This window comes from Cupriavidus sp. a3, from assembly GCF_051015765.1.
Classification (GTDB): domain Bacteria; phylum Pseudomonadota; class Gammaproteobacteria; order Burkholderiales; family Burkholderiaceae; genus Cupriavidus; species Cupriavidus oxalaticus_A.
The window spans coordinates 3120546-3135674 of record NZ_CP170643.1 but is presented as its reverse complement, the minus strand read 5'-3'; the positions used below and the strand labels follow the sequence as shown (position 1 = coordinate 3135674).

The following is a 15129-nucleotide window of genomic DNA, read 5'->3' as shown; positions in this document are numbered from 1 at the left end:
GCGACAGCGCTCAGAGCAGCTTGCCCGGGTTCATGATCCCGGCCGGATCAAATACCGCCTTGATCTCTCGCATCAGCCGCAATTCCAGAGGATCCTTGACCGCCAGGAAGGCATGGCGCTTGAGCTGGCCGATGCCGTGCTCGGCGCTGATGCTGCCGCCGTAGCGCATTACTTCATCCAGCACCGCGTCAGTCACAGTCTCGCCCTGGGCCGCTGCCCAGTCCTTGGGGGCGCCTGCCGGGCGCGACAGGTTGTAGTGCAGATTGCCATCGCCGAAGTGGCCAAAGACAAAGGGCCGGATCGCCGGGTCGAGCGCGCGCAGCCGGCTTGCCATTGACGCCATGAACGCCGGGATCTGTTCGATCGGCAGCGACACGTCGTGCTTCAGGTGCGGACCATCGGCGCGCTGTGCCTCGGAGATTTCCTCGCGCAGTTTCCACAGCGCCTGCAGCTGTGCCAGCGATGCCGAGACCGCCGCGTCGAGACAGAGTTCGCGCTCCAGCGCTTCGCCGATCACGCGCTCCAGCAGCGCGTTGAGCGCATCCTCATCCGTGGTGTCTGCCAGTTCGACCAGCACATAGGCGGGATAGCGCTGCGCGAACGGTTCCTGCACGCCTTCCGCGTGCATCAGCACCAGGTCGAGGCACTCGCCGGTAAAGAACTCGAATGCCTGCAGGCGCGCACCGCACTGCGCGAACAGCAGTTCATACAGTTCCAGCGATTGCGCTGGCGAGGCTACTGCCGCCAGCACCACGCTACGCGTATCGGTGCGTGGGAACAGCCGCAACGCCGCCGCCGTTATCACGCCCAGCGTGCCTTCCGAACCGATCAGCAGCTGCTTCAGGTCATAGCCGGTATTGTCCTTGCGCAGCGTGCGCAAGCCGTTGAACACCTCGCCGTTGGGTAGAACGGCTTCGACGCCCAGCACCAGCTCGCGCGCCATGCCATAGCGCACCACGTTGACGCCGCCGGCATTGGTGGCCAGGTTGCCGCCGATCTGGCACGAATCCTCGGCCGCCAGCGAAAGCGGCAACAGCCGGTTGGCCTCCTGCGCGGCGCGGCGCAGGTTGCCGAGGATGCAGCCGGCCTCGGCCACCATGGTGTTGGCGATGGTGTCGAGCGAGCGCACCGCATTCATGCGGTCCAGGCTCAGCACCACGTTGCCCGCCTGACCGTCAGGCGTAGCACCGCCGCACAGGCCGGTATTGCCGCCGCGCGGCACCACCGGCACCGCCGCCTGCTGGCACAGCGCCAGCGCGCGCGAGACCTGTTCCACGCTGCGCGGACGCACCACTGCCTGCGCCTGCCCGCGATAGATGCCGCGCCAGTCAGACAGCCACGGAGCGATGTCGTCGGGGTTGGTCAGGACAGTGTCGGGGCCGAGCGCTTCGGCGAGGCGTTGGGCGAAATGAGCGGTTTGCATGATGTTCGGTGTTTCCGTGGTGTCAGGGCTGCGCGGGGGAAGGGCTGGCGGTGCGCGCGCGCAGCGTCAGGCCAAGACGCCGCGCCGCGTTCCGCAGGTGGGTGACCGCGGCGGTCCGGGCTGCGTCGGGGTCGCCGCGGCGGATCGCGTCGACGATGGCTTCATGTTCGGCCTGCACGCCTTCGGCCAGCCCGGGCTGGCGCAGCGTATTGGCGCGCGCGGTGGCGACTGCCTGGTGCAGTTGCAGGTTCAGGTACTGCAGCAACTGGCGGTAATACGGGTTATGCGTCGCCGCGGCGATGCCGATATGGAAGGCCGCGTCGATATCGGTTGCCGGCTGCCCGTCGTGGAGGTGGGCATGCAGCCGCTCGAGCAGCGCAGCCAGCGCGGCGACGTCGTCATCGGTGCGGCGCACGGCCGCGAGCGCGGCCGCGGCGCCTTCCAGGTCGATGCGCAGGTCGTACAGGTCAGCCAGGCCGGCGGCGTCGATATCGGGCTCGCGCGGCAGCTGGAACCCCGCCGCGCCGGTCCGCGAGCGCACCGTGCAGCCCACGCCCTGGCGCGTCTCGACAAAGCCCTGCGAGCGCAGGTGCTCGGTGACTTCGCGGATCACCGCGGCGCTGACGCCATATTGCTCCGAGAGCTGTTTGCCGGTCGGCAGCCGGGTGCCGACCGGGTACGCGCCGCTTTCGATATCGGCGCGCAACTGGCGGGTGACCTGTTCGGTGAGGGTGACGGCACGGGTTCGCATGGCCGTCGATTATAAGGTTTGCTGGTTATCAGAAAACTAAGGGTAAACCTATATGAATCAATGTGCCCGATGCCGGAAGTAAAAACGCGCGGGCCGCCATTGCTGGCGGCCCGCGCGTCGTCGCGCTCTCGAACGAATGCCGGCGCTCAGGCCGCGGCTTCGGACACGTAGCCCATGCCGCGCGAAATCTGCAGCGCGGTTTCCTTCAGGTTCTGCAGCCAGCTGTCCTGGAGCCGGTCAGCCGGGGCCGACAGCGACAGGCCCGCCACCAGCCGGCGCGAGTCGTCGTAGATGCCGGCGGCAATGCAGCGCACACCCAGTTCCAGTTCTTCATTGTCGCGGGCGTAGCCATTGGTGCGGACCCAGTTCAGCTCCCGCTCCAGCTTGGTCAGGTCCGTGATCGAGGTCCGGGTATGCCCGGCCAGGCCGGTGCGGGTGGCGTAGTTGCGCACGCGCGCCGACTCGTCGGCGGCCAGGAACAGCTTGCCGACCGAGGTCAGGTGCAGCGGCGCGCGGCCGCCGATGGCGCGCACCACCTGCATGCCGGAGCGCTCGCTGTAGGCGCGCTCGATATACACGATCTCGTCGCCCTGGCGTACCGACAGGTTGACCGTCTGCCCGGTCACGCGGTGCAGCGCGCGCATCGGCGCCAGCGCAGCGTCGCGCACCGACAGGCGAGCCTTGACCAGGTTGCCCAGTTCCAGCAGGCGCATGCCAAGACGGTAGCTGCCCGGATCGGAACGATCGACGAAACGGCAGGCCACCATGTCGTTAAGGATGCGGTGCGCGGTGGAAGGATGCAGGCCCGTGGCCAGCGACAGCTCTTTCAGGCTGACCGGGTCGGCGTGCTGGGCGAGGGCGTCCAGCAGGGTCATCATGCGCTCGATGACCTGGATGGACGTCTTGCCGGGTGACTTGTCTGCTTCGGACATAGTGGAAAGAGAGGAAATTGTTGCTTTGCGGCAATTTTAAGTGTCTGCCTGATTCTATCTCGCATCGTGAAAATTTCAATAGGTGAAATGACATTACGGTAAGAATCACGCCGTGATGTCGCCTGGGAAAATGATGTATTCGCACCGGAATTCATGCGGGCGATGAACGGTTTGTGCGCCACGCGCGGCCCAAGGCGCGCATAATTGCGGGGTTTTGGGGTCTGGAGAAGCCAACAATGCGAGTCGGTCTGTTCGCCACCTGCCTGGTGGACCTGATGCGTCCGGAGATCGGATTTTCGGTGCTGAAGCTGCTGGAAGCCGCCGGCTACGAGGTCATGGTGCCCGAGGCGCAGACCTGCTGCGGCCAGCCGGCATACAACTCGGGCGAGCGCGCCGTGTCGCGGGATCTCGCCGAGAAATTCCTGCGCGAGTTCGAGATGTTCGACTACATCGTGGTCCCGTCGGGAAGCTGCGGCGGCATGATCCGCCACCACTACGGTGACCTGCTGGGCGACGATCCGGAGCTGAACGGCCGCTATGAACGCCTGCGCGAACGGGTGTACGAGCTGACCGAGTTCCTGGTCAACGTTGCGCGCGTCGAGACGCTGCCGTCCGGTTTTGCCGGCCATATCACTTACCACGATTCCTGTTCCGGCCTGCGCGAGCTGGGCGTCAAGCAACAGCCGCGCGAACTGCTGTCGCGCCTGCCCGGCGTCCAGCTCACCGAGATGAAGGACTGCGAAGCCTGCTGCGGCTTCGGCGGCACGTTCTCGGTCAAGTACGGCAATATCTCGACGGCCATCGTCGACGAGAAATGCGCCAACATCAAGGCCAGCGGCGCCGATGCGGTGGTGCTGGGCGACCTGGGCTGCATCCTCAATATCGAAGGCCGGCTGCGCCGCACCGGCGACAGCCAGACCCGCGTGCTGCATATCGCCCAGGTGCTGGCCGGCGACGCCTGACAACGAGAGACGCCACGATGCAAGTCCACAGTATGGAATTCAAGGCGCGCGCCGGCCAGAAGCTGGCCGACCAGCGCCTGCAGCAGAACCTGAAGAAGCTCTCGACCAAGTTCGTCACGGCACGCGCCGATGCCATCCGCGACATCGACTTCGACGCCACGCGCGAGGCGCTGAAGGAGCGCCGCAACCGCGCGCTCGAAAACCTCGATGTCTGGCTGGCGACGTTCGAGCAGAACGCCACCAGCCGCGGCGCCACGGTCCTGTTCGCCGAGACCACCGCCGACGCCGCGCGCCTGGTCGCCGAGATCGCGCAGAAGCACGGCGTGAAGAAGGTCATCAAGAGCAAGTCGATGGTGACCGAGGAAATGAGCCTGAACCAGGTGCTGGGCGAGATGGGTGTGCAGAGCATCGAGACCGACCTCGGCGAGTACATCCTGCAGATCAACGACTCGGAGCCGCCATCGCACATCATTGCGCCGGTGGTGCACAAGGACAAGGACGAGATCGCCGACCTGTTCGCCAGGGTTCACCACAAGCCGCGGCTGACCGATATCCCGGAGATGACCCGCGAGGCGCGCGAGGTGCTGCGCCCGGAATTCCTGTCGGCCGACATGGGCGTGACCGGAGGCAACTTCATCATCGCCGAGACCGGGTCGGTCGCGGTGGTTACCAATGAAGGCAACGAAGGCATGTGCACGGTGATGCCGCGCGTGCACGTGGCCGTGACCGGCATCGAGAAGGTGTTGCCGACGCTGGAAGACCTGGCCACGGTCATGCGCCTGCTGCCGCGTTCGGCCACTGGCCAGGCGATCTCCAACTACTTCTCGCTGCTGACCGGCCCGCGCGCCGAAGGCGAGCGCGATGGCCCCGAGCATATGTACTTCGTGCTGGTCGACGGCGGCCGCTCGGGGCTGATCGGTGGCGATTTCCAGGAGATGCTGCGCTGCATCCGCTGCGGCGCCTGCATGAACCATTGCCCGGTCTACCAGAAGATCGGCGGCCATGCCTATGGCTGGGTCTATCCGGGGCCAATGGGCAGCGTGCTGACGCCCAGCTACGTAGGCCTGGCGAATGCGGTGGACCTGCCGCAGGCGGCGACCATGTGCGGCGAATGCAATCGGGTCTGTCCGGCTTCGATCCCGCTGTCGGACCTGTTGCGCAAGCTGCGCGAGAAGCAGATGGAACGCGGCCTGCGACCGTGGCAGGAGCGCTTTGCGCTGAAGGCCTGGGGCTACGTGGCCAAGCGGCCCGACCTGTATGCCTTTGCCACGCGCATCGGTGCCTGGTGGCTGGGCCGCATGGGCGGCGGCAACAAGCTGATCACCAGCCTGCCGATGGCCGGCAAGGGCTGGACCGAAACCCGCGACATGCCGGCCCCGTCGGGCCGCACGTTCCGCGAACTCTACAAGGAAAGGAGGGCGCGTTCATGAGCGCAGCCAACACGGAAACGCTGGCGCGCATGCGCGCCGCACTGGACCGGCACGTCGCGGGGGCCATGCCCGCGCAGGAACTCGTGCGTGCGTGGCGCGATGCCGGCAGCGGGCTGGCGCTGCCGCCCGTCTATGGGCAGGCGATGGAAGAGCTGCTGCGCAGGCTGGAGATGTCGGCGGTGTTTGCGCAGGACAGTTGCTCGTTCTCGAGCAGCGCGGTGACGGACCAGCTGGCGAGGTGGCTGGACAAGGCGGCCACGGCCTGAGGCCGATACGCCTCGCCGCAGCCGCCCCCGCGGCTCAACGCTTCATCATCCCCGTCAGCGTCTCCACGAACTCCAGCGACAGCCGCGACAGCGGCTCCGTCTGCACATGGAAGATCTGCACCGAGGCATTGACCCTGGTGCGGATCGGCACGGCGACGATATTGGGCCAGTTCGCGCCGAATACCGTCATGGCATCGACCAGCGCGATGCCGGCACCGGCCTGCGCCAGCGCGCGCGCCACATGGGCCTGCTCCACCTGTACCCGCATGTCGGGCTGGTCGCCATCGTTGCCGAACATCTCGTGCACCAGCAGCGCGAACGGCACATCGGGTCCATAGCCAATCAGGTCTTCGCCGATCAGGTCGGCGGGACGCACCCATTTGCGCGTGGCCAGCCGATGTTCCACCGGCACCAGCGCCACGATCTCGTTCTTCACCAGCAGCCGCGCCTCCAGGTTGGGGTGCGTCAGCGGCATGTTCGACACCGCCAGGTCCACCTGTCCCGATAGCAGCGCACGCAACATGTTGCCGGGGATCTGCGTGCGCACCACCACGCGCACCGCCGGGTGCGCGGCGCGGAAGCTGGCGATCGCGCGCGGCAGCACGGTCTGCCCCAGGTTGGGGCTGCATGTGATGCGCAGGCTGCCGGTCCGCTTGGCGGCGAGATCCTCGGCGATCTCGTTGACGCGCTCGATCCCTTCATAGACCGCATTGACTTCGCCCAGCAGCCGCCGCGCTTCCGGCGTGGGGTAGAGCCGCCCCTTGGTGCGGCGGAACAGTTCGAGGCCGAGCCGTTGTTCCGTGTGCGACATCAGCCGGCTGATGGCCGGTTGCGACACATAGAGCAGCTTCGATGCGCCGCTGATCGATCCGGTCAGCATCACCGCGCGGAAGACTTCGATCTGGCGCAGGTTCATTTTCATGGCATTAACCTGATGTTAAGGCAGGCGGATATATAAGCATATGACAGTCAAGGGCGCCAACCCTACACTGGACTCCATCGACACACCACACACTGATCTGGAGAGCGGGGACCGTATGGCTGACATTCATCTCACCTACCTCAACGGCCGGGACATTGCGCGGCTGGAAATGACCGATGCCGAAATCATCGATGCGGTGGAGCAGGCACTGGTTGCGCAGGGCAATGGCCAGACCGTGATCGAGCCGCGCGTGCACCTGATGCCGGACCCGGCCTTCAACGGCCACTTCAACGTGCTGCGCGGCTACGTGGCGCCGCTGGGGCTGGCCGGCGTCAAGGTCGTCGGCGATTTCGTCGACAACTACAAGCTCGGCCTGCCTTCGGAGATGGCCATGCTGAACCTGTTCGATCCGCGCACCGGCATGCCGGTGGCGGTGATCGACGCCACCTTCATCACCGATGCCCGCACCGGCGCGCTGACCGCGCTCGGCGCCAAGCACCTGGCACGCCGCGACAGCAAGGTGCTGGGCCATATCGGCGCGCGCGGCACCTCGTACTGGAATGTGCGCCTGCTCGACAGCCTCTATGACTTCGACGAGATCCGCGTGCATTCGCGCCGTCCGGAAAGCCGCAATGCCTTTGCCGCGCGGCTGGAGCGCGATCTCGGCAAGAAGATCGTGGTGACCGACGACTGGGAATCGTGCGTGCGCGGCGCCGACATCGTGGTCGAGGCGTCGCGCCTGGAGCGCCCGACGCCGATGCTCAAGACCGAATGGATCAAGCCCGGTGCGTTCGTCGTGCCCTACGGCACCATGAGCGCGGTCGAGCTGTCGCTGACCGACATCATGACGCGGATGGTGGTGGACGACTGGGGCCAGTGCAAGGGCGGCATGTTCGGCTCGCTGCGCGCGCATGTCGAAGCGGGCAAGCTGTCGGAACAGACGCTCTACGCCGAACTGGGCGAGATCGCCGCCGGCCGCAAGCCCGGCCGCCAGAGCGACGACGAAACCAACCTGTTCTGGCACCGCGGCCTGTCGCTCAGCGATATCGCGCTGGGACATGCCATCCTGAAGAAGGCCGAGCAGCGCGGGCTGGGCCAGAAGCTGGTGTACGCATGATTGCCAATGCCCGCATGTACGCGGTAACGCCGCAGGCCGAAGCGGCATGGCGCGCGCTGCTGGCGCGCGTGTCCGAGCGCGCGGGCGTTGCGTTGCCGTATGTCGGGCATCCCGCGCCGGCGCCGGTCAGCGCGCTGTGGGCGCGGCCGGACTGCGGCTGCGTGTTCATGTGTGGCTATCCGTACGCGAGCGCGCCGGTTACGCCGCAGTTGCTGGCCGCGCCGGTTCCGTCGCATGCGCGCTATGGCGGAAGGCCGGTCTATTTCACGGAGTTCATCGTGCGCGCCGATGCGCCGGTGCAGTCCCTGGCGCAAACCTTCGGCGGGCGGCTGGCATGCATGTTGCCTGAGTCGAACTCGGGCTATAACGCGCCGCGCCATTACCTGATGCGGCTGGCACCGGCGGGTACGCAGTCGCTGTACCGGCCCGCTGCGATGGCCACGCCAACTCCGCGCGAGGTCATCGATGCCGTGCTTGCTGGCGATGCCGACGTGGGGGTGATCGACAGCTATGTGATGGACCTGCTGCGCCGCTATGACCCGGGGCTTGCCGCGCAGCTGAAGACGCTGGCGCTGACGCCGCCCGCACCGATTCCGGTGCTGGTCGCGTCGGCGGGAACCGATCCGCAGCAGTGTGCTCGCGTGCGTGCGGCATTGCTGGGAATGCATGAGGATGCCGCCGGCACCGCGCTGCTGGCGTCGCTGGAACTGGCGCGCTTCGTTGAGGTGCAGCCGGGCGACTATGCCTGCCTGCCCGCGATGGCGAATGAAGCGGATCGCGCGAGCTTTGCGCTGACCGGTCCCGCCGCTGCAGAGCGGGGCACGGGATAGGCAACGTGTCTGACCGCACACGGCCATCGGCGATAACAAGACTGCCGGCGCGGTGGAGGAGCCATAGCCTGATTACTGCCAAATTGGGGAAAACGTCATGAAATCCGCTGTGAATGCCGCTGTGAAATCCGATGTTAAGTCTTTCGTGAGTTCTGACATCCGGCGCCTTGCCATGCATTGCCTGTTTGCCTGTGCGGCAGCCTGCGCGGCATGGCTCGGTGCGGCGCCGGCCCATGCCCAGCCGCCGGCTTATCCCGCCAGGCCGGTCCGCCTGATCGTGCCGTTTGCCGCCGGCGGCCCCGCCGACGTGCTGGCGCGCGCCGTCGGGGAGGGCATCGCCAAGGCCACCGGCCAGAGCGTGCTGGTCGAGAACAAGGCCGGCGCCGCCGGCACCATCGGTGTCGACATGGTGGCCAAGGCAGCGCCAGACGGCTACACCATCGCACTGGTGCCGGTCGGGAATATCGCGGTGAATCCCACGCTAATGCCAAACCTTCCCTACAAGCAGTCCGACCTGGCGCCGGTGGCGATGCTCGCCACCGCCGAAAACGTGCTGGTGGTCAACGCGGCCACGCCGGCCAGATCGCTGGCGGACCTGCTCAAGCTGGCCGCACAGAAACCGGGCGAACTGAGTTTCGCCTCGCCCGGCGCCGGCAGCCAGGCGCACCTCGCCGGGGAACTGCTGCAGCTCGATGCCAACGTCAAGCTGAACCACGTGCCGTACAAGGGCGTGAGCCCGGCCATGACCGATGTGGTCGGCGGGCAGGTGACGATGATGTTCGCGCAGCTGTCGGCGGCGTTGCCCTATATCAAGGCAGGCAAGCTGCGCGCCCTGGGCGTGGCCAGCACCAAACGCTCGACGGTGCTGCCCGATGTGCCGACGATCGCGGAGCAGGGCTTCCCGAAATTCGAGGCGGTGTCGTGGTATGCGCTGATGGCGCCGGCGGGTACGCCGCCCGAGATCGTACGCAAGCTCAGCCAGCATGCCGACGCGGTGCTGGCCGATGCGGCGCTGAAGGAAAAGCTGGCAACGCTGGGGATGGAGGCGGCGGGTGGCACGCCGCAGCAGCTGGCGGCAACAATCCAGAAGGAGAGTGTCCGGTGGGCGGGGTTGATCAGACAGCGGCGCATCACGATCGATTAGTTGTTTGCATGCTGCCGGTTTGCTCCCCTCTCCCGCTCGCGGGAGAGGGGAGCAAACATTCGGGACACTCAAGCGTCATCGAACGCAAAAGAATGGGGAGCCAAAGCTCCCCATTCTTCTTGGATGTCAGCGCTGTCAGCCCAGCAACAGCGCGTCATCATCCAGCTGTTCATGCCGCGTCTGCTCGAACATCTTCAGCAGGTCCGGCACATCCAGCCCCTTGCGCTTGTCGCCAGAGACATCCAGCACCACCTGTCCCTGGTGCAGCATCACCGTGCGCTGCCCGTAGTCCAGCGCCTGGCGCATGCTGTGCGTCACCATCATCGTCGTCAGCTTGCTCTCCTCGACGATGCGCGCGGTCAGTTCCAGCACGAACGCGGCGGTCTTCGGGTCCAGCGCGGCGGTATGCTCGTCCAGCAGCAGGATGCGCGACGGCTGCAGCGATGCCATCAGCAGGCTCACCGCCTGGCGCTGGCCGCCGGACAGCAGGCCGATGCGGTCGGTCAGGCGGTTTTCCAGCCCCAGGTTCAGCAGCCGCAGCTTCTCGCGGAACAGCTCGCGCGAGGCGCGGTTCAGCGCCGGGCGGAAACCCCGCTTCGCGCCGCGCGCCATCGCCAGGGCCATGTTCTCCTCGATGGTCAGCGCCTCGCAGGTGCCGGCCATCGGGTCCTGGAACACGCGCGCCACCAGGTGCGCCCGATCCCATGCCGGCTGGCGCGTGACGTCGGTGTCATCGATGGTGATGCGGCCCGAGTCGACCATCTGGTCGCCGCTGATCGCGTTCAGGAAGGTCGACTTGCCGGCGCCATTGGAGCCGATCACGGCGACGAACTGGCCGCTCGGGATTTCCAGCGTGAGTCCGCGCAGCGCGCGGGTCTCGATCGGGGTGCCCGGGTTGAAGGTGAGCTTCAGGTCTTGTGCGCGCAGCATCTCAGGCACCTCCGTTCTTGCGGGCAAACAGCTTCTTGCGCGTGGCCGGCAGCACCAGCGCGATCGTCACCAGCGCGGCGGTGACGAGGTTCAGGTCCTGCGCCTTCAGGCCGATGAAGTCGCTGTTCAGCGCCAGCGCGATGAAGAAGCGGTACAGGATGGCGCCGAGCACCACGGCCAGCGTGGTCCAGATCAGGCGGCGCGCCGGCAGCACGGTTTCGCCGATGATCACCGCGGCCAGGCCGATCACGATGGTGCCGATGCCCATCGAGATATCCGAGCCGCCCTGGGTCTGCGCGAACAGCGCGCCGGCCAGTGCCACCAGCGCATTGGACAGCGCCATGCCGGCCAGCGTGGCGCGGCCGGTGGGAATGCCCTGCGCGCGGGCCATGCGCGGGTTGGCGCCGGTGGCGCGCATCGCCAGGCCCAGTTGCGAGCTGAAGAACCAGTCCAGGCCGAGCTTTGCGATCACCACTACGATGAACAGCACCAGCGGGCGCAGCACGTAGTCAGGCATCCATTCCGGCTGCAGGATGGTGAACAGGGTCGGCTCGGTGATCAGCGGCACGTTGGGGCGGCCCATGATGCGCAGGTTGACCGAGTACAGCGCGATCATCATCAGGATACTGGCGAGCAGGTCCATGATCTTGAGACGCACGTTGAGCCAGCCGGTGATCCAGCCAGCCAGCGCGCCGGCTGCGATCGCGACCACGGTCGCCAGGAACGGGTCCTGGCCGGCGGCGATCAGCGTCGCGGCAACGGCGCCGCCCAGCGGAAAGCTGCCGTCAACGGTCAGGTCGGGGAAGTTGAGGATGCGGAAGGAAATCAGCACCCCGAGCGCGACCAGGCTGAAGATCAGGCCGATCTCCAGGGCGCCCAGAAGGGAAAAAAGGGACATGGGGGAATCCTGTTGCGGGGGCCGGCGGCTATCCTGGCGCCGGTTTGGAGCGGGGCGGCACGGCGGCCCGTGTGGAGCCGCCCGCCGCCTCGCCCGGTCTGCGCCTGCCGCGCCGGGTAGGCGCGGCAGGGCACCGCCGTATTGCGACGGCGGCGGGCAGTGACGTGCTTACTTGATGACCGTCTTGGCTTCCTTGATCAGCTCCGGCGACAGCGTGGCGCCTTGCTTGGCGGCGGCGCCCGTGTTCACGAACAGCTCCAGGTTGTCGCTGGTCTGCGAAGCGATCGCGCCCGGCTTCTCGCCCTTCAGGATGCGCACCACGACCTTGCCGGTCTGGTGGCCCAGGTCGCCGTAGTTGATGCCCAGCGCGGCCACCGCGCCACGCTTGACGCTGTCGGTATCGGCCGCCACCAGCGGGATCTTCGATTCGTTGGCGACCTTGACCAGCGACTCATACGCCGACACCACGTTGTTGTCGGTGTTGGTGTAGATCACGTCGACCTTGCCGATCAGGCTCTTGGCGGCCGGCCCGATGTCCACGGTGCGCGGCGCGGCGGCTTCCTTCAGCGTCAGGCCTTCCTTGGCCAGCAGCTCCTTCAGTTCCTTGACCACCACCACCGAGTTGGCCTCGCCCGGGTTGTAGACCATGCCCACGTTCTTGGCCTTCGGCACCACGCGCTTGATCAGGGCGACCTGCTTGTCCAGCGGCAGCTTGTCCGACACGCCGGTCACGTTGGTGCCCGAAGCGGCCCAGCTCTTGACCAGCTGCGCGGCGACCGGATCGGTCACGCCCGAGTACACCACCGGCACCGTCTTGGTCGCGGCGACCACGGCCTGGGCCGACGGGGTGGCGATGGCAACGATGGCGTTCGGGTTGTCGCCGACGAACTTGCGGGCGATCTGCGCGGCGGTGCCGGTGTTGCCCTGGGCGCTCTGGTATTCCCACTTCAGGCTCTTGTCGGCGTCATAGCCGGCCGCCTTCAGTTCGGCGCGCACGCCGTCGCGGATCGCGTCCAGCGCGGGGTGGTCGACGATCGACAGTACCTTGACGGTCTGGGCCTGCACGGCACCGCCGTACAGCAAGGCCAGCGCCACGGCGCCGCCCAGGATCGACTTGGTTGCTGCGAGACCCTTGATGGACTTCATTATCTGTTCTCCCCCGAATGCTCGGTTCTGGATGGATGCGGCCGCGGATGGTTCGGTCCGCTGTCCTGGCGCTCGCCCGTGCACTGGCGGACGGTGCCGGTCCGGGGCGTGCGCGGCGGCTTCCTGCGGCGAGAGGGAGCGTGCGCGGGCGCGTCGGATGCGACAGCGATAAGCCTGCGAGGATACCACTTCTCGCGCACGAAATGCGTAGTCATCATGCCAAAGCGCGGCATCCGATGCTGTCAGGCGCCCGCTATCGGCCATTCAGGCGCATATTATTGCGCGGGATTCGTGATTTCCTTGTGGATTACCCCGATTGCGGCGATCCCATCTTCATGCAATTGCGCATCCCGGGCGTCGAGGTTTTCCTCGAGCCGGGCCCCGGCAGGGGGATGGAGAAGGCTTAGCGACGCAAGGCCGCGGCGCAGTCGCGCACCAGCGCCGGGCCGCGGTAGATCAGCCCGCTGTAGACTTGCACCAGCTTCGCGCCGGCGTCGATCTTGGCGCGCGCATCGGCGCCGCTGAAGATGCCGCCCACGCCGATGATCGGCACCGCATCGCCGACCACGGCGTGCAGCGCGCGCACCACGCGCGTGGAGGCCTCGAACACCGGGCGCCCCGACAGGCCGCCGGCTTCCTCGGCATGCGGCAGCCCCTTGACCGCCTCGCGCGAAATGGTGGTGTTGGTGGCGATCACGCCGTCGATCTTGTGCCGCACCAGCGCGTCGCCGATATTGCCGATCTGGTCGGCGTCGAGGTCCGGGGCGATCTTCAGCGCCAGCGGCACGTAGCGCTTGTGCTGGTCGGCCAGGCGCTGCTGCGCGTCCTTCAGCGTCGACAGCAGGCTGTCCAGCTCGCTGGCGCCCTGCAGCTGGCGCAGGTTCTTGGTGTTGGGCGACGAGATATTGACCGTCACATAGCTGGCGTGCGGGTAGACCCGCTCCAGGCAGTACAGGTAGTCGTCATTGGCGCGCTCGATCGGCGTATCGGCGTTCTTGCCGATATTCAGCCCCAGCACGCCGCCCTCGGCCTTCCAGCGCGACGCCTTGACGTTGGCGACAAAGGCATCGACGCCGCCGTTGTTGAAGCCCATGCGGTTGATCAGCGCATCCGCCTGCGGCAGGCGGAACATGCGCGGGCGCGGGTTGCCCGGCTGCGCGCGCGGCGTGACCGTGCCCACCTCGATAAAGCCGAAGCCGAACGCGGCCAGCCCGTCGATATACGCGCCGTCCTTGTCCAGCCCGGCGGCCAGCCCGACCGGGTTGGGGAAGCGCACGCCCATCACGGTGCGCGGATCGTCGGCGATCTTGTTGCCGATGCAGCCGCCCAGGCCCATGCGGTGGGCGCGCAGCAGGTTGTTCAGCGTGAAATGGTGGGCGTCCTCGGCATCCATCGAGAACAGGGCGGGGCGAAACAGGGGGTAGAGCGCGTTGAGCACGGGGCAGCCGGCCGGCGGGGCCGTCACAGAGTGAATTCCAGCCCGGCATTGTAGCGGCTGGTCCGCTTGCCCGGTGGCGGGCTACTCCTTCGCGGGAGGCGTGTCGGGGGCGTCTGGGGCCGCGGCGGCGTCCTTTTCCTCGAAGGCGTGCCAGTGGTTGCCGGTCAGCACCTGCAGCGGCTGGAAGCGTGCCTTGTACGCCATCTTGCGGCTGTCGGCGATCCAGTAGCCCAGGTACAGGTGCGGCAGGCCGAGCGCGTGGGTCTGCTGGATCTGCCACAGGATGTTGAAGGTGCCGTAGCTGGCGTTGCGCTCGAGCGGGTCGTAGAAGGTGTAGACCGACGACAGCCCGTCGTCGAGCACGTCGATCATGCTGACCATGCGCAGGCGGCCTGCCTCGGGCGATCCCGGAGGTTCGCGGAACTCGACCAGGCGTGAATTGACACGGCTTTGCAGCAGGAACTGCTCGTACTGGTCGCGGCTGTCCTGGTCCATGCCGCCGCCGGCGTGGCGCATCGACTGGTACAGCAGGTACAGCGAATAGTGCTCTTCGACGTAGGTCAGCGGCGCCACCAGCGCCTGCAGGTGCTCATGCCGGCGCCAGGCGCGGCGCTGCGAGCGGTCGGGCGTGAACTGGTCGACCAGCACCCGGCACGGCGTGCAGGCATGGCAATCGTCGCAATATGGCCGGTAGGTGAAGATGCCGCTGCGCCGGAAACCTGCGCGCACCAGGCGCGAATAGACGTCGGCGTTGATCAGGTGCGCGGGCGTGGCGACCTGCGAGCGCGCCATGCGGCCTTCCAGGTAGCTGCAAGCGTAGGGCGCCGTAGCGTAGAACTGCAGCGCAGAGAGCGGTAGTTCCTTCAGCTTGCTCATGACTCTGGGGGCTCCGGGCGGGACGATGCGGGCGGACGTTTGGCGGGGGCGGCGTCCTACCCGG

Annotated in this window: 15 protein-coding genes; 6 read left to right on the top strand and 9 right to left on the bottom strand. The window is 67.0% G+C overall.

Annotated features, from left to right (window positions below; all coding sequences use genetic code 11):
* Window positions 1-10: 10 nt before the first annotated feature.
* From ACAD63_RS15070 to ACAD63_RS15060, 3 genes are all read right to left on the bottom strand, one after another.
* Window positions 11-1423 carry an FAD-binding oxidoreductase gene (locus tag ACAD63_RS15070; protein WP_434032914.1) on the bottom strand — a complete coding sequence of 471 codons (1413 nt, stop codon included), beginning with the start codon at window positions 1421-1423 and terminating at the stop codon, window positions 11-13.
* Between the two features lie 22 nt (window positions 1424-1445).
* On the bottom strand, window positions 1446-2174 hold the full coding sequence (locus ACAD63_RS15065; RefSeq protein ID WP_133096806.1) for a FadR/GntR family transcriptional regulator: 729 nt from the start codon (window positions 2172-2174) through the stop codon (window positions 1446-1448).
* 146 nt (window positions 2175-2320) lie between these two features.
* A complete protein-coding gene (locus ACAD63_RS15060) occupies window positions 2321-3106 on the bottom strand; it encodes an IclR family transcriptional regulator (protein ID WP_029047693.1) in 786 nt (261 codons plus the stop codon).
* A gap of 236 nt (window positions 3107-3342) precedes the next feature.
* Here ACAD63_RS15060 and ACAD63_RS15055 point away from each other — a divergent pair, with 236 nt between their 5' ends.
* The 3 genes from ACAD63_RS15055 to ACAD63_RS15045 are packed head-to-tail and all read left to right on the top strand — an operon-like array spanning window position 3343 to window position 5764.
* A complete protein-coding gene (locus tag ACAD63_RS15055) occupies window positions 3343-4068 on the top strand; it encodes a (Fe-S)-binding protein (protein ID WP_434032913.1) in 726 nt (241 codons plus the stop codon).
* Between the two features lie 17 nt (window positions 4069-4085).
* The gene (locus ACAD63_RS15050) at window positions 4086-5498 is read left to right on the top strand and encodes a LutB/LldF family L-lactate oxidation iron-sulfur protein (RefSeq protein ID WP_135705007.1); all 1413 of its coding nucleotides are present in this window, start codon (window positions 4086-4088) and stop codon (window positions 5496-5498) included.
* Window positions 5495-5764: a hypothetical protein gene (locus tag ACAD63_RS15045; RefSeq protein WP_133096809.1), complete on the top strand. Its 270-nt coding sequence runs from the start codon at window positions 5495-5497 to the stop codon at window positions 5762-5764. The genes ACAD63_RS15050 and ACAD63_RS15045 overlap by 4 nt, the downstream gene beginning before the upstream one ends.
* A gap of 34 nt (window positions 5765-5798) precedes the next feature.
* On the opposite strand, the gene ACAD63_RS15040 is transcribed toward ACAD63_RS15045, so the two are convergent.
* The gene (locus tag ACAD63_RS15040; RefSeq protein WP_434032912.1) at window positions 5799-6686 is read right to left on the bottom strand and encodes a LysR substrate-binding domain-containing protein; all 888 of its coding nucleotides are present in this window, start codon (window positions 6684-6686) and stop codon (window positions 5799-5801) included.
* A gap of 115 nt (window positions 6687-6801) precedes the next feature.
* Between ACAD63_RS15040 and ACAD63_RS15035 the strand changes: the two genes are divergently transcribed.
* The 3 genes from ACAD63_RS15035 to ACAD63_RS15025 all read left to right on the top strand — a co-directional run bounded on the left by ACAD63_RS15035 (window position 6802) and on the right by ACAD63_RS15025 (window position 9777).
* Window positions 6802-7803 (top strand): ornithine cyclodeaminase family protein, encoded by a 1002-nt coding sequence (locus ACAD63_RS15035; protein ID WP_133096811.1) that lies wholly within the window; start codon window positions 6802-6804, stop codon window positions 7801-7803.
* On the top strand, window positions 7800-8633 hold the full coding sequence (locus tag ACAD63_RS15030) for a phosphate/phosphite/phosphonate ABC transporter substrate-binding protein (RefSeq protein WP_135705009.1): 834 nt from the start codon (window positions 7800-7802) through the stop codon (window positions 8631-8633). Before ACAD63_RS15035 ends, ACAD63_RS15030 begins: the two co-directional genes overlap by 4 nt.
* 97 nt (window positions 8634-8730) lie before the next feature.
* Window positions 8731-9777, top strand: coding sequence for a tripartite tricarboxylate transporter substrate binding protein (locus ACAD63_RS15025; RefSeq protein ID WP_133096813.1), 1047 nt, complete (start codon window positions 8731-8733; stop codon window positions 9775-9777).
* Window positions 9778-9912: 135 nt separating this feature from the next.
* On the opposite strand, the gene ACAD63_RS15020 is transcribed toward ACAD63_RS15025, so the two are convergent.
* The 5 genes from ACAD63_RS15020 to ACAD63_RS15000 form a co-directional block, all read right to left on the bottom strand.
* The gene (locus ACAD63_RS15020; RefSeq protein ID WP_063238620.1) at window positions 9913-10707 is read right to left on the bottom strand and encodes an ABC transporter ATP-binding protein; all 795 of its coding nucleotides are present in this window, start codon (window positions 10705-10707) and stop codon (window positions 9913-9915) included.
* A gap of 1 nt (window position 10708) precedes the next feature.
* On the bottom strand, window positions 10709-11605 hold the full coding sequence (locus ACAD63_RS15015) for an ABC transporter permease (protein ID WP_029047685.1): 897 nt from the start codon (window positions 11603-11605) through the stop codon (window positions 10709-10711).
* Window positions 11606-11773: 168 nt separating this feature from the next.
* Complete coding sequence (locus ACAD63_RS15010; protein WP_116317769.1) at window positions 11774-12751, bottom strand: ABC transporter substrate-binding protein; 978 nt, start codon at window positions 12749-12751, stop codon at window positions 11774-11776.
* Between the two features lie 403 nt (window positions 12752-13154).
* Window positions 13155-14189 (bottom strand): quinone-dependent dihydroorotate dehydrogenase, encoded by a 1035-nt coding sequence (locus tag ACAD63_RS15005; RefSeq protein ID WP_133096918.1) that lies wholly within the window; start codon window positions 14187-14189, stop codon window positions 13155-13157.
* 81 nt (window positions 14190-14270) lie between these two features.
* Window positions 14271-15065, bottom strand: a complete 795-nt coding sequence (locus ACAD63_RS15000; RefSeq protein WP_133096815.1) for an arginyltransferase — start codon at window positions 15063-15065, stop codon at window positions 14271-14273.
* Between the last annotated feature and the right edge of the window lie 64 nt (window positions 15066-15129).

Excerpts from the sequence above, each read along its gene's own strand:
- ACAD63_RS15070 (WP_434032914.1), bottom strand. The coding sequence starts at position 1,423 with ATGCAAACCGCTCATTTCGCCCAACGCCTCGCCGAAGCGCTCGGCCCC.
- ACAD63_RS15065 (WP_133096806.1), bottom strand. The coding sequence starts at position 2,174 with ATGCGAACCCGTGCCGTCACCCTCACCGAACAGGTCACCCGCCAGTTG.
- ACAD63_RS15060 (WP_029047693.1), bottom strand. The coding sequence starts at position 3,106 with ATGTCCGAAGCAGACAAGTCACCCGGCAAGACGTCCATCCAGGTCATC.
- ACAD63_RS15055 (WP_434032913.1), top strand. The coding sequence starts at position 3,343 with ATGCGAGTCGGTCTGTTCGCCACCTGCCTGGTGGACCTGATGCGTCCG.
- ACAD63_RS15050 (WP_135705007.1), top strand. The coding sequence starts at position 4,086 with ATGCAAGTCCACAGTATGGAATTCAAGGCGCGCGCCGGCCAGAAGCTG.
- ACAD63_RS15045 (WP_133096809.1), top strand. The coding sequence starts at position 5,495 with ATGAGCGCAGCCAACACGGAAACGCTGGCGCGCATGCGCGCCGCACTG.
- ACAD63_RS15040 (WP_434032912.1), bottom strand. The coding sequence starts at position 6,686 with ATGAAAATGAACCTGCGCCAGATCGAAGTCTTCCGCGCGGTGATGCTG.
- ACAD63_RS15035 (WP_133096811.1), top strand. The coding sequence starts at position 6,802 with ATGGCTGACATTCATCTCACCTACCTCAACGGCCGGGACATTGCGCGG.
- ACAD63_RS15030 (WP_135705009.1), top strand. The coding sequence starts at position 7,800 with ATGATTGCCAATGCCCGCATGTACGCGGTAACGCCGCAGGCCGAAGCG.
- ACAD63_RS15025 (WP_133096813.1), top strand. The coding sequence starts at position 8,731 with ATGAAATCCGCTGTGAATGCCGCTGTGAAATCCGATGTTAAGTCTTTC.
- ACAD63_RS15020 (WP_063238620.1), bottom strand. The coding sequence starts at position 10,707 with ATGCTGCGCGCACAAGACCTGAAGCTCACCTTCAACCCGGGCACCCCG.
- ACAD63_RS15015 (WP_029047685.1), bottom strand. The coding sequence starts at position 11,605 with ATGTCCCTTTTTTCCCTTCTGGGCGCCCTGGAGATCGGCCTGATCTTC.
- ACAD63_RS15010 (WP_116317769.1), bottom strand. The coding sequence starts at position 12,751 with ATGAAGTCCATCAAGGGTCTCGCAGCAACCAAGTCGATCCTGGGCGGC.
- ACAD63_RS15000 (WP_133096815.1), bottom strand. The coding sequence starts at position 15,065 with ATGAGCAAGCTGAAGGAACTACCGCTCTCTGCGCTGCAGTTCTACGCT.